Source organism: Paenibacillus residui, assembly GCF_042677205.1.
Taxonomy (GTDB): Bacteria; Bacillota; Bacilli; order Paenibacillales; family NBRC-103111; genus Paenibacillus_L; species Paenibacillus_L residui.
Window position 1 is genome coordinate 38,470 of sequence record NZ_JBHTIU010000098.1, and the last position, 13,729, is coordinate 52,198.

Below are 13,729 nucleotides of genomic sequence, written 5' to 3' on the forward strand. Positions count from 1 at the left end.
TAAATCATTATTTTTAGATCAACGTCCGTACAGCTCGTTCGATACTCCCAGCCTCCAATTGTTCTAACCGGTAATACCGCGCTTGCATCGCTTCCGCCAGCTTGCGGGCATAGCCGAATCGTACTACACCATCCTCCGTATCGATCACAAGTGTGCGTATGCCAGCCGCTGCGATGCGTTGTGCAGCTTGCAGGCTTTCCTGCCATGGATCACCTGCCGCTTCTGCGCTGACGTTCGCCTTTCCATCGGTCATGACGATCATCGCGGGGATGAGTCCACTTCTTCTATTTAACAAAGGGCGGATCGCCATAAGTCCCTTTTCCAGTCCAATACCTAGCGGAGTTTTCCCGCCAGCTGGCAGCGTCCTCAATTTGCGTTCCGCGAGCTCTACACTGCGTGTCAACCCGAGCAGCAATTCAGCTTGTTGATCGCGAAAGGCAATCAAGCCCACATGGTCACGCTGCCGGTACGCATCACGAAGTAAAGACAATACCGCACCTTTGACAGCCTTCATTCTCTTATTTGCATTCATCGAACCGCTGGCATCGACGACGAATAGCAAAGCAGTTCCTGTCTTGTTTTCCCTAACCTTCACACGCACATCACTCGGCTCAATCCATAGCTTTAAGTTCGTGTTATATGAACTTGATTGTTGCTTACGTATCCGCTGAAAGGGAGCCGCCATACGAAGCGTGGCATCAAACGCAATGTCTCTTAGAGGGCCGCGTGGCATCGCAGCCCGCACATATCGACCGTTTACCGTTCCTACTGACGCTTGATTTCGTTTCCCAGTTTGCGCTTGTTTCATTGGATGCGGCGAGGTAAAGACGAATGGCTGCACAGCGATTTCCCGTCCAACGGCTTCCACTACAGCCCGCGCCTCTGAGGAAAGAGATTGTCTACTATCGGCTTCGCCGTTGTGGTCGCCCCCAAGTTGTGCAGGCGAAGCGAATTGTGACCGGTCAACTTGCTCGCCGTTTGTCGCATTATTCTCCTCTTCCGCTTGGCTTTCCGTATCGCGATGCGATCCTGATGATGGATGATCGCCATTCGAATCATGCTTCGTTTGCTCTTGATCCGGCAAGTCTCCAGGCGACTTCCCTCGCGACACTTCCGGTTGAGATGCTGCACGCATCCGGTGCGGCAGCACAAAGCCCGCCGCTTCTTGCAGATGTTCCTGTGTCGTCTCGCTAAGACCCTCCCAAGCTGTGATCGTACGGACCGCTTCGATCAGCAGGATGTCCGCGCGGTGTCCCAGACAGCCAGCTTCCTCAGCGATTTCGGCAGCCAAACGTAGCAGCTCTCCATCAATATGTACAGCAGGCAGCCGAGTCCTAGCCGCTGCGATACGTGCTCTCAATTCCTTCGTTTCCGATTCATAAGCTAGGCGAAACGACTCAGGATCTTGTTCGAAGGCGAGCAAGCGGCTTGCGATTTCCGTTCGCTCCGCAAGGTCCGCCGAGGTTTCCAGTCGCACATATAGCCCGCAGCGATCAAACATCGCCGGCAGCGGCTTCCTATCGTCCGGACTCATAGCTGCGAACAGGCGGAATGCTGCACTGTCAAGGCCACTTCTTCGCTCAGAGCTCTTGCGGACATGCCCATGCGCGGGCTCGCCCGCCACATTGTCGCCAGCAGTCAGGACCGCTTTCATTAACCTTTCGGGCATGATATGCGCATTGTCTACCGTGACGATGTGCCCGTCTGCAGCTGCAAGCAAGCCGGGTACAAACGTTCGTTTGCCGCTGCGGACAGCAGCTGCCATATCCCAGTCGCCCCAAAGCCGTTCCTCATCCACGTTCAAAGGAATGTTAATGACGTTAAGTTCCGGCAGAAGCTCTGTAACACCATGGATGAGCGTGGACTTCGCCGTTCCTGGTGGGCCTGCCAGCAGCACCCCCTTTAATCCCGGATTTACAGCATGAAGCAGCAGCGCCTTTTGCGCACGTTCTTGACCGACTACAGCACAGAACGGATACAAGTGAGGCTTAACTTGCATGGGTGACCTCGGACAGAAGGTCGCCGAGCAGCTCGCGTATCGTCTCGTGGTCATATGCTCCCTCTTCGAACGGCCGCTTGCGCATGCGATGCGGCATCACCATCATCGCCGCTTCTACCATATCGTCTGCCGCGATCTGCGTTCTTCCCTGGAATGCAGCCATCGCCATGGCGGTTTTCATTAACATGATATCCGCACGATGTCCGTCTACCTTCAGCCGAATGCCGACTGCGGCGGTCCATTTCAGTAACTCCTCGGACGGTTTGATCTGCTCGAGCAGCTGACGCGCTCGTTCTATCCGTTCCCGAAGCTCTAGTTGTTGCGGCTCATAACGTCTTCGGAATTCGTCTGGATCTGCTTCGAATGCTAGGCGCCGGCGAATGACCTCCATTCGGCTCTCCACATCTCGTTCCCCATTCACCTCTACTGAAAGCGCGAAGCGATCCAGCAGCTGCGGCCGCAGCTCCCCTTCCTCCGGGTTCATCGTACCGATCAAGATAAAGCGGCTCGGATGCGAGTAGGAGACGCCTTCTCGCTCAACGGTGTTCACCCCCATGGCTGCTGCGTCGAGCAGCGCATCGACGATCGCATCATCGAGTAGATTGATTTCATCCACGTACAAAATATGTCCATGCGCCTTCGCTAACAGTCCCGGCTCGAACTTTTTCTCTCCTTCTCGAATCGCATGCTCGATATCCAATGTGCCGACGACGCGATCCTCCGTAGCATGTACGGGCAAATTCACGACGCTCAGCTCCGGCATTAAGTCCGCGATTGCGCGTACGGCCGTCGATTTGGCTGTGCCTTTCTCCCCGCGGATCAAGATGCCGCCGAGCTTCCGATTGACAAGATTAAGCAGCAGCCCTTTGCGCATCAAGTTCTGTCCGACGATTGCCGCGAATGGATATACGTCTGCTTTCCCCTCCATGTTGATCCTCTCCTTTGTAAATGTTTTAGACATTCGTTATTTGACTGCTGCGATTGCGGGTTGAGCTGAGAAATCCACCGCTTCAAGCAGCCCTTCGATATGGCAATGCATGCGACCGCTTCGATCATCCCTTCCCACGCTCGCTCTTACACCAAATACATCGCGCAACATGCGATCGGTGATGACTTGCTCCGGCGACCCGCTGGCATACATTCCGCCTGCACGCATCACCAACAATTCATCGGAGCAAGCTGCAGCATGGTTGAGGTCATGCAGGACCATGACGATCGTGATGCCATATTTGCGATTTAAGTTATGGACTAGCTCCATAACCTCCCACTGGTGATTGACATCGAGATAGGTCGTCGGTTCATCTAATAAGATGAGCCCCGATTGCTGTGCCAAGGTCATGGCAATCCATACGCGTTGCCGTTCTCCGCCGGATAAGTTAGACAGCTTTCGCTCCGCAAAGGGAAGCGTTCCGGTCTGAGCCATGGCCCATTCGACAATCTCCTCGTCTTCCTTGCGCTTTGCGCCCCATACAGGCTGATGAGGAAAACGTCCGTAACTGACCAGCGAACGCACGGACACGTCCGGCAGAGATGCCTGACTTTGCTGAAGCATTGCCATATGTCGTGCTAACTGCCGACGGGGATAACTATCGAGCAGTCTGCCTTGCAGAAGCACCTTTCCTTGCGCAGGCTTTAATTGTCCGGCGCAAGTTTTGAGCAAAGTGCTTTTGCCGCTGCCATTCGGACCGATAATGCTGTAAATTTTTCCGGCCTCCACCTGCCAATTCAGCGAATCCAGCACCGTACGGTTGTGAAGCCTCACGGACACGTCTTCCAAGCGTAACAACGTCATCGCGCTTCCCTCCTTAGCAAATATAGAAAGAACGGCGCACCCAAAGCTCCCATCATAATGCCGACCGGCAGTTCTAAAGGAGCAAACATCAAGCGGGCGAGTGTATCGCAAAAGGTCACGACGGCCGCTCCAAGCAGCACGGATGCAGGAAGTAAGAACCGATAATCACTGCCGATCAGCAAGCGGGCTGAATGCGGAACGATCAGACCGACGAAGCCGAGCAGGCCGACGACGCTGACCGCGCTTGCGGCAAGCAAGGTAGCGAGCGCCGTCAGGAAGAAGCGAGCTGCTTCCACCGACAAGCCGAGGCCGCGTGCATTGGAATCGCCAAGGGCAAGTATATTCAAATGCGAGCTGCCAATGAACGCCAGGCTCATGCCAATGAGCGAATAAGGGAGAATGATTTCAAGCTCTGGCCAGCTTTTGGCGGACAAGCCGCCAACCATAAACACGAGGGCACCGTTCACCCGATCGCTGAAGAAAATTAACAATGCGGAGATGCCGGAGCCGAGAAAGGCGGACACGGCCACGCCTGCAAGTATGAGGCGCACCGGCTGTACACCGTCCTTCCAGGCAAGCAAATAAATGATGGCGGCAGCTCCGGAAGCGCCAAGAAAAGCGATAGGTGTCAGCATCGACCATAGATGTGGAAATAAAATGAGAACGATGATGCCGAATAATCCTGCTCCAGATGACACGCCGATGATGTGCGGATCTGCCAGCGAGTTCCGCATCACGCCTTGCAAGAGTGCACCGGACAGTGCCAGATTAGCGCCAACGAGCATGCCCACTAACGTGCGAGGCAGCCGAATGTTCCACACAATTTCCTTCATTGGACCGTCATAACCGTGAAAGACATATAACCAAATCTCTGACAACGAAATGCGGACTGCTCCGGTACCGATGCTGAATCCAGTAGCGAGGATTGCCGCAGCCGTCAAAGCGACAATGACTAGAACGCCTTTGGACATCGGAACACGGAAAGCATTAATGACCATTCTCATATGTATTCGGATAAACAAGTTTAGCCAAATATTCGACCGATTCACTTAATCGAAATCCCGGGTTTGAGAGAAACCGATCAGACGGCAAGATGATCATACGGTTTTCCTTCACAGCACGCAGCGATGTCCATGCAGGTTGGCTGGCCAGATCGGATTGAATTTTCTTCTCCCCATCTTCTCGCGCCCCGTGGATCAGAATAAAAACATAATCCGGATTTAGCTCGACGATTTTTTCCAGACTAAATGGTGCAGTCGACGGACTGTCGCTTGCTGCTTCCCATGTTTCCGCCAAATTGTTCATATGCAGCATAGTTGCGACCTCGATTCCGACGGTATCTTGCCGCTGCACAGAAAGGCTGTTAGGGGTCACGTTCAGCATGATGAAAGTTGGTGCATCACTGGCCGGTACCCGGGCAGTCCATTCACGAATTTCCTGATCCAAATCGGCAAGTGCTTCCCTAGCTTTGTTTTCCGTCCCGGAGAGCTGACCGAACAACACCGCTTTTTGCTTCAAGTCCGCATATGTACTCAGATTGAACAGGGCGAACGGCACGTTACTCGCATCCAAAATCGCCGTTAACTCACGGTGAAACACCACAGAGCCGATCACGAGATCAGGCTTTAAAGCAAGTAGCTTCTCCGTATTGACGGTCGTCATTCCCCCGACTTCTTCGATTCGCTCCGCCTCATCCGGCACCGTTCCACCCGGTGATGTGGCGTGGGCAATGGCGTGACCGTCAACCGAATAAAGCAAATCCAATAGCTGCGGCGATAGGACGATGATGCGCTGTGGTTGCTCAGGCAGCCGAATCTCCCTTCCAGTGTCGTCTTCGAACGTGAGAAACGACGCCTTTTCTTCCTCCCCATCATGAACAGATACAGGTCTAGACTCCGCTGACGGCGATAACTCCAATGCATCACGATTATTGTCGCTCGCAGGATTGGACGGCGCTGCACAACCGGATACGAACATAACTCCTGCTAGCAGTCCTCCGCTCCATTGGCGAAGTAAATTTTGCCGCTTGTATGCATGCATCACTTTGAACCTCCTGTCTTTTGATTCATACAACACTTCACTCAAAATGATGTTAATCGTAATCATTACGATTAACTCATGCATATTGTAACAGCGACTACTTTTATATGTCAACCACTTCGTAATGTTTACTATTAATTTTTTGAAAATCAAAAGGACTTGACGGTTACAAAGGTTCCACAAGGTTTAGGTGGGAGGATGGCAAATATGCTGTAACGCCACCTCTATCGATGCCCCACCCTTTAATGCGTAGCTTGCAAATACATGACGGAATGTATGGCTAGTAAAATCAATTAATTCGTTGTTCTTATCTCGGATATTATGCTGTTTAATCCATGGTCGCAAATGATTCTTATTCCAATTTGAATGCGAAGCCAATCCAACCGGGTAGCCTTTTTTGCTTCTATTTCTTGACAGGAACAAATATGGAAGCCCTGATTCCTTTTGTAACGGCACTGCATATTCTTTGATTTTATCCAATGCGTATACTACTAGTTGATTCGCTGGCTTTGAAACCTCTACTGGTTCGGGACTCAACTTTCCAGTTGAATAAATTAGCATCGTATCGCCGCCTACTTGCTTGATTGAGGCGCTATAAATAGTGATCAACTCACTAATACGCAGTCCCAATTGAGTCAATATATTTAACTTATAATGTTATGTATTTTTTCGATTGAAACACTTACCCTTAGGATAAGCAGGGAGGTTGTAAATCGATGTCTGATTTAAAAAAACTGATCGGTGAAAAAATTCGTAGCATACGTAATAAAAAAAATCTGACCTTACTTCAATTAAGCCAAATAACAGGGCAACAAACCTCATATTTAACCGAAGTTGAACTTGGAAAAAGAAATCTATCCATTGATTCATTGGAAAAAATCATGGACGCTCTTAACATAAAGCCAGGAAATCTTTTAGATTTTCGAGAAATCGATCCAGATTCTCAGGAATTTGAGACCAGAACTGTCCTTGAGGTCCACTATCAATTTCTATTAGGGAAGAAGAGCGAAGATGTAAAGATGATCCATAAGGTAACAACGGAGATTTTCAAATCAATAGATGCCGCAGCGAGGTCTGAATAGCCATTTTTTATCGCCATTAACACAAAAAGAGCGTTTTCTTTTTTACACGGGATTTCGCTCTTGTATTTTCTTTAACTGTACCTGCCAATAATCGCTTCAATAATTTGTAAGTTTTAAGAGCTGACAGTATCCCTATGCAACGCTTAGCCATGTTTTAATTTGGTCTAATGTTGCCTCACTTTTGGCTTGGTTGTAAATATATTCAATCATGTCGTGCTTTTTCTGGATACGGTAGTGATGTAACCCATCGTTTAAACTTCCTTGGCTGTCATACTGGTAATATAACGTAGAAAACATGAGCAGGGTCAAGTAACGATCAATCGCCTGAGTAGATCGAACCTGGTAACGATCCATGGCCGGTTGTACTTTCGCAGTTCGAAAATACGTTTCAATGTCCCAACGTTTGCTGTAATAGCATAGAATCTCTTCATTGCTCAGTGAAATATCCGTGCTCAGAAAGGCCTTCATCAGCTTAGATTCAAAGCCATCTCCCTCTTTCCAACATAGGAGCAGGGCGGCATTTTCCAAGAGATTGAGCTTCCCTTCATAGCGATATACTCGGTAAGCGGAGGAGCCGATCGTTCTCCAGACCTTCAGCTCCTTTAAAATACCCAATTGGACAACCAACCAGCCTAGGTTATAACCAGGTTTCTGAAAATCCCGATCTCAAAAGTAAAAAAAGCGCTTGAAAACCCAAACGCTAGGTGTTATTCATGATAAAATGGCGGCGAAATCCCTTTAAGCACTTAGTTCCAGAAATACTGCATCCGCGTATACCCGACATCCCATGCTTTCATGTCGCCCTTAATCGTGATCTTCAGCTCATCCCCCGGCTCAAGCGGAATCTTGAATAGCGAAGGGAACAGATCAGGATGAGTACGCTGAAGTTCTCCAGAATTGCTCATGATCTCCCTGTCATCCCGAGTAACACTGATACTACCGGAATAATCCGTTGGTTCGGGGCATCCGTAATCGAAGGAGAAAATCGTCTGTCCCTCAGACTTGTACGTGAACGTTCTGGAATCTCCGCCTTCAGCGCCATATAGGTTATAGCGGAGCGGTATCTTCTGTCCGTTGATTTGAATACTGTCCGGTTTGTCTCCGGTGGATGAATTGCCCGAGTTGTCCGTCCATTCAGTGATCGCCACAAACGGACCCTCTACTTTAGTTGTTATTTTGTCTACCGCCGCCCCTAATCCCCATAAAGCTATAAAAAGAACCATACCCGATATAGCCGTTGCCACCAGATTGCGCCCGAGGCTCCGGTAACGGAAACCAAGCTTGTACGCCCCAAAACCGAGGGCTGCTCCCATCGAATTCTGAAGAGCGTCGTTGATATCGAAGCTGCCCAGGAATGTAAGGGCCTGGATCGTTTCCAGCACAAGAATCGCGATGAAGAATAAGATGATGAACCGGACAAAGCTGACCCGGTATAGCCATGGAATCAATATACCGAAAGGAATAAACGCAATAGTGTTCCCGAAAGCCACCATACTCATTAGGTTGGGATGCAGGAGATCAGCTGGAGACGGCAAACTAATAAAGTTCTCCGGCATGAAAATAAAGGTGTAGCTGGAAATTTGCTCCGAAGCCTCTCCTCTGCCGAAAGCGAAGAACATAAAATAAAGTACAATAATGGTATAGACAATAGTTGCGGTTAGTAAAATTTTGCGTTGTTTGACCATGCTTAACTCCTCCACTCTATTTTTCCACTTGTCACTATAACCTACTTGCCTGTTTCATGAAACCCCCACCCCTTAGCTTGATTAACTTTACTTGCCCAAATTCAGTTCTATGAAATGTAAAAAGAGACACCCTTGACTCTCTGACCAACCACTCCACGCAGAGGAGAACATGATATGTCTCATACGTTTATCACAACAAAATCATTGGAACAATCGGTCGGAACAATGGAAACTTCCGCTCCCCTGCATGATACACGCCGCTCATGCTTACTTGATGCAGGGTTTGAACCGGTGATCCGACTTATAGACGTCCGCATTACACACAAGAGCTAAGCATCGCAAGGCATGTAGAATTCAAGGCAATATCTTCACCCAGCGATTGGTTTCTGAAGTATTTGGCGAGTCATGAATGTGATCGGTCGGTCTTCGCAAATCATGTTCCAGATTTATTGTGTTATTCGCTTTTGCTTCATCCAGCAGGGCGGCCATTAACTTCTAGTATTCTTGGTAAGTCTGATCCGACCTCTTGGCTTACTTCCGCAAATTTTGAAGCAAGAAACGCCGGAATCCCCGGTTGTTCTTCATTTCACCGAATTACACTTTCCACCTCGATCATGCGCCGGACGGAAAGTTCACGACCTTCCTCGCTCTGAAGTTCTTCACGTGCTTTTGCCTTTTAGCCAAGATAAGTCATTTCTCACTTTAATCTCGCGATTCCCTTGCGCTTTGCTGCAACGCTCCTTAAGTGGGCAACCTTCAAGTCTGCACATCGGTAGTAACGCATTTGTACTTCATACACGCTTTCATTTTTTTGTATGCTCTCGCGCAGAAGTGAAGCGCGCATGGGCTTAATGACTGCAGGCGGCTCATTCAGGTTACAAAAGGGCGAGGGAGTGGGTATGGGTGAAGGAGTTTACGTCCGCCCTTTGAACGTCGTGTTGTACTCTTCTAACCTTTTCCAAGAACACGACGTTCAAGAGCGACCAGAACTCGTTCCCCCTCCCGACAACTGCAAGATTATAAAAGAGGGATCTGTCCCTAGTCATTTATGACTTTGAGACAGCCCCTTAAAATTAGAGTAGTAACCCGTAGTGCTTGATTTTACAACTTTTCCTCTAGATGGTTCAGTTATGACCGTTATTCCAACACCTCCACATTCGCATAAGGAGATTTTGATGACTCTAACAGGGGCTGCGACACCCCTTTCAGATGCATGTCGAAAAACGCGGTAATGTAATCGCGTTGTGCCGCAAGCGCCTGTTCCGGCTCGACGATTCCAACACTCCCCTGGACGACTTGAGGAGAAAGGCTCAGCTTACTGCTTATTTGCGGCAGCAGATATTGTTGATCGGTGAACGTATAATGCGCCCCGTTCGGTATCGCTACATCTAGTTTCCACCCGCTCGACTCGTTCCAGAACGATGCCCTATCCTCCGCCGTGAGATGGGAATCCACCTCTCCCTCGTCGGTAAAACCAGCATTCATTAGTAAAAACGGGCGGTCAAGTCCATGCTGAGCAACCGGAAGCAGGTGGTTGGGTAAATAGCCCATCGAGCCATCCATATCGATACCGGCGCCGATTCGCTCATCTTCATACATCGCTTGGGCAGCCGTTGCGCCGCCAGCAGAATGACCAAAAATGCCGATTCTAGATAAGTCCAGTGCAAGGTCCAACCCTTCAGGCAGCTCACGTTTCGCATGATCCGGATTGTTCCCTTCCTTGAGCGCCTCCAGTCGATCCAGTACAAACCGGACATCATCAACCCTGACGCTCATCATTTTCAGTACCGTATCCGCCCCGAAATCAGGCAATTGCTCGGTCTCTATTCTCCCTTCGGGAAACTCGACGACCGTTGTCTCATATGTGTGGTCAATGGTCACAACGACATAGCCATTACTGGCCAATTCCTGAACGTTAATCGTACCTAGACTTCTCGGAACAGATCCGCCCGGAGAATATATGATGACAGGCCAGCCCTTCTCTCCGTGCTCTGCGGGTGCGTTCAGCGAAGCATGAACGCCGATGTTGGATAGATCGATTCGGCCGGGCTCTACTCCGATTGTCGGCATGACGGTTTCGTCGTAAAATGCAGCTGCGTTTGGCGGTATATATTTGGCTTTCTGGCCAACCTCCCGGGTGGCCGGGTACCAGATGCTGATCATAAGCTCCCGCTTTCGATCCTTTACCCAAGGATCGGCTCGGTCGATATCTGTCAAGTGGAGCTCCGTCACGCCCACTGGCATCTCGCCAGTCGGCTCAGGTAACGTGATGTGAATCCGTTCACCGGTATGCGGTTCGTCGTATTGTACTGGCGGTTCCGCCAAGATGAACAGGCTAACGGCCGCAACCATTACGGCTGCTGAGGCGAACATGGCGAACCTAACCTTACGAGCAGACTCCCCGTTGATAAACTTTATGATAGAATTTACTGTGATCATGTAATATGTTATATAGATCACCATAAACAATCCAACGCAAACCAATATTGGAAGCAGGAGATTTATACCACCCATTCCTCCGAAGAGCTTCCGCAGCCAGTTAAAGATAATCAAATAATGACCGAGGCCGACCAACAGCGGCAACAAGAAGATCAGTGCGTTCTGTTTCAGGATCGTAGCGGCGATTTCCTTGTGGCTCACGCCGATTTTTTTCAATATCTCATAGCGAGAACGATCGTTCGTCGCCTCTGTCAACTGTTTAAAGTATAGGATACTGCCCGTTGCGAGAAGGAACATCACACCCAAAAACCCTAGAATGAAAACATTAAAAGCTGCATTCTCGATGCCGAGGCGATACACGGAATAATAGGTCGATAGCTTCATTTCTGATGTCTGTATAGCTGCAAGCGCATCAGCGGTCGCCTTCGTATTCTTCTGGTCCTGAACGATGTAACCAACATATTGCTCGGTAGGAACTTGCGCTTCCAGCATGCGAAATGTATCGTCCGCAACGACGACCATAATATCCGGATAATGCCAATTGAGAACACGTTCAATCGTCATGCCTGCAAATGCTAAATTAACGTTCCCATTAGGCAAATCCAGGGTGATGGTTTCTCCTGCATAATCCGCCCATTCGTAATCGGTATACATGGGGCGAATCGCGATCACTTGATCTGATTCGTTCAGCGTTAACCGACCAAGACGCAGCACATCCGCTACACGATTATATGCGCTGACCGATATCACTTTCACCGGATGCTCGGCTGCCTTGCGCTCACGATCAGACAAGATTTCGTCACTTGACGCTTCGCCGCTCAGATGGATGACCGGAATCGACATCTTGGCTTTCACGGGATGTGCATTGTCGCCACGTATGATCTCCTCGATCTTTTGATCGACTTCGTCATCCTGCGCTATATGCATGTAACTGAAAGGTGCCGTTACACGTGCCGTGTGCTCGTAAGCGTAGTAAGTGCTGAAACCGAAACTGAAGGCGCATAATGCGATAGCGGACAAGATGGAAATGACGCTTAGCGTACGTGCATTCCCTTTCATTCGGTACACCAGGTTGGAAATCATGATTAGGTTCATGCCCTTGTAATAATGGGACTTCCGCCTCTTGGCGTATTTCAGCAGGTAAATAACGAGCGATGAAAAAAGCAAGAAAGTTCCTGCGATGATGCCGACGGTCATGACGCCCAGGTTCGTAAAGATCTGTTCATTATTTTCAAAATTCCGAAGTCCGAATCCGTAGCCGACGATGAGCAACGCGACCGCGGCGGCAGCGGGAACGATCGACGCCCTCGGTTCCTGCTCCCCTTCCTGCTCTGCGCGGAACAATTCGATAAGCTTGAATCGATAGACCAATCGATAAGCTTGTATAGAAGTTATTGTAATTAGTATAAGAAATATAACCACAGTGGTAAGCACCGCAGGAAGGGAGAACGTGATTCCGACATCGACAGCTACTCCCAATAAGCGCATTAAAATCATGGCAAACAGCTTCGACAATAGCGTACCGGCCACAATGCCGAGAACCAGGACGCCGGCTCCAATTATCATATTTTCATAGAACAGCATCCGGCCGATTGTTTTTTTTGGAAAACCTAATAAAGCATATAGCCCGACTTCTTTTTTTCGTTTGTGGGTAAAAAATTGGCCAGAGTACATCATAAAGACGGATACAAACAATACCAGGATGATTGATCCAACCATGAACACAGATTGCATGCTATCTGAAGATTCGACAGCCTCGACTACCTGCGTACTATATTGTAGTGAAGCAAAGACATAAAATATGGCGACGCTTGCGAACATGGAAAATAAATATATGAAATAGTTGCGAAGATTACCTTTTATATTTTTCTTGGCCAACTCAAATAACGTCATCCGTACGCCCTCCAAGCACCGTCAACACATCCAGTATCTTTTTAAAGAATGCTTGTCGCGGTGTCGTTCCTTTGACGATCTCGGCAAAAATGACACCGTCTTTTAGAAAGAGAACTCGACTGCAGTAGCTTGCCGCTAATGCATCATGAGTCACCATCAGAATGGTCGCATGCTCTTGTTCGTTCAGTTCATTTAGCGCCTCTAGCAGGCTGGCCGCAGCTTTAGAATCCAGCGCTCCCGTCGGTTCGTCGGCCAGAATCAGTCGCGGACGCGTCACAATGGCACGGCAGGCAGCAGTTCGCTGTTTCTGACCTCCGGAGATTTGGTAAGGGTATTTTTCTAGAATATGCTTGATGTTAAATCGTTCCGCAATGGCAGACACTCTGTTCTCCAATTCGTCGACCGATATACCGGACAACGCGAGGGGGAGCAGAATGTTTTCCTTGACCGTCAACGTATCCAGCAAATTATAGTCTTGAAAAATGAATCCTAGCTTGGATCGCCGAAAAGCCGATAACTGCGCCTCGTTCATTTGAAGAACGTTTTCCCCGTCGATCACGATGCTGCCGGAGGTCGGTTCATCGATGGTGGCGGCCATATGAAGCAGTGTTGTCTTCCCGGAGCCCGATGGCCCCATAATGCCGACAAATTCTCCTTCGCCTATGCACATATCGATCCCGTGAAGCACCGGCACGACGTTCCCTTTATTCCCATAACTTTTCGTTAACGCTTTTATTTCAATAACCGTTTCCACTGTATCTTTCCTCCCTGCTTTCCCTTTTTCAATTTCCATCGTACC

At 49.3% G+C, this 13,729-nt stretch carries 11 protein-coding genes and 1 pseudogene; 1 reads left to right on the top strand and 11 read right to left on the bottom strand.

The window, feature by feature from the left end:
- Positions 1 to 13: 13 nt before the first annotated feature.
- The 6 genes from ACFQ03_RS23170 to ACFQ03_RS23195 all read right to left on the bottom strand — a co-directional run bounded on the left by ACFQ03_RS23170 (position 14) and on the right by ACFQ03_RS23195 (position 6,470).
- Positions 14 to 2,053 (bottom strand): VWA domain-containing protein, encoded by a 2,040-nt coding sequence (locus ACFQ03_RS23170; RefSeq protein WP_379291275.1) that lies wholly within the window; start codon positions 2,051 to 2,053, stop codon positions 14 to 16.
- Positions 1,989 to 2,927 carry an ATP-binding protein gene (locus ACFQ03_RS23175; RefSeq protein WP_213595444.1) on the bottom strand — a complete coding sequence of 313 codons (939 nt, stop codon included), beginning with the start codon at positions 2,925 to 2,927 and terminating at the stop codon, positions 1,989 to 1,991. The genes ACFQ03_RS23170 and ACFQ03_RS23175 overlap by 65 nt, the downstream gene beginning before the upstream one ends.
- 36 nt (positions 2,928 to 2,963) lie before the next feature.
- A complete protein-coding gene (locus tag ACFQ03_RS23180; RefSeq protein WP_213595442.1) occupies positions 2,964 to 3,791 on the bottom strand; it encodes an ABC transporter ATP-binding protein in 828 nt (275 codons plus the stop codon).
- On the bottom strand, positions 3,788 to 4,840 hold the full coding sequence (locus ACFQ03_RS23185) for a FecCD family ABC transporter permease (protein WP_379291278.1): 1,053 nt from the start codon (positions 4,838 to 4,840) through the stop codon (positions 3,788 to 3,790). Before ACFQ03_RS23185 ends, ACFQ03_RS23180 begins: the two co-directional genes overlap by 4 nt.
- The gene (locus ACFQ03_RS23190; protein WP_379291280.1) at positions 4,779 to 5,897 is read right to left on the bottom strand and encodes an ABC transporter substrate-binding protein; all 1,119 of its coding nucleotides are present in this window, start codon (positions 5,895 to 5,897) and stop codon (positions 4,779 to 4,781) included. Before ACFQ03_RS23190 ends, ACFQ03_RS23185 begins: the two co-directional genes overlap by 62 nt.
- Positions 5,898 to 6,017: 120 nt before the next feature.
- Positions 6,018 to 6,470 (bottom strand): site-specific integrase, encoded by a 453-nt coding sequence (locus ACFQ03_RS23195; RefSeq protein WP_074048690.1) that lies wholly within the window; start codon positions 6,468 to 6,470, stop codon positions 6,018 to 6,020.
- Positions 6,471 to 6,547: 77 nt separating this feature from the next.
- On the opposite strand from ACFQ03_RS23195, the gene ACFQ03_RS23200 reads away from it, so the two are divergent.
- Positions 6,548 to 6,913 (top strand): helix-turn-helix domain-containing protein, encoded by a 366-nt coding sequence (locus ACFQ03_RS23200; RefSeq protein ID WP_055109574.1) that lies wholly within the window; start codon positions 6,548 to 6,550, stop codon positions 6,911 to 6,913.
- Positions 6,914 to 7,045: 132 nt separating this feature from the next.
- Here ACFQ03_RS23200 and ACFQ03_RS23205 read toward each other — a convergent pair whose 3' ends face one another.
- The 5 genes and pseudogenes from ACFQ03_RS23205 to ACFQ03_RS23220 form a co-directional block, all read right to left on the bottom strand.
- Positions 7,046 to 7,528 (bottom strand): hypothetical protein, encoded by a 483-nt coding sequence (locus ACFQ03_RS23205; protein ID WP_095397593.1) that lies wholly within the window; start codon positions 7,526 to 7,528, stop codon positions 7,046 to 7,048.
- Between the two features lie 131 nt (positions 7,529 to 7,659).
- On the bottom strand, positions 7,660 to 8,598 hold the full coding sequence (locus ACFQ03_RS23210; protein ID WP_055109576.1) for a VanZ family protein: 939 nt from the start codon (positions 8,596 to 8,598) through the stop codon (positions 7,660 to 7,662).
- A gap of 534 nt (positions 8,599 to 9,132) precedes the next feature.
- Positions 9,133 to 9,421: pseudogene (locus ACFQ03_RS25915) on the bottom strand (transposase); the annotation flags it as partial.
- A 314-nt stretch (positions 9,422 to 9,735) separates the two neighbouring features.
- Positions 9,736 to 12,930 (bottom strand): FtsX-like permease family protein, encoded by a 3,195-nt coding sequence (locus ACFQ03_RS23215; protein WP_379291284.1) that lies wholly within the window; start codon positions 12,928 to 12,930, stop codon positions 9,736 to 9,738.
- Positions 12,917 to 13,684 (bottom strand): ABC transporter ATP-binding protein, encoded by a 768-nt coding sequence (locus tag ACFQ03_RS23220; RefSeq protein ID WP_007130972.1) that lies wholly within the window; start codon positions 13,682 to 13,684, stop codon positions 12,917 to 12,919. The genes ACFQ03_RS23215 and ACFQ03_RS23220 overlap by 14 nt, the downstream gene beginning before the upstream one ends.
- Between the last annotated feature and the right edge of the window lie 45 nt (positions 13,685 to 13,729).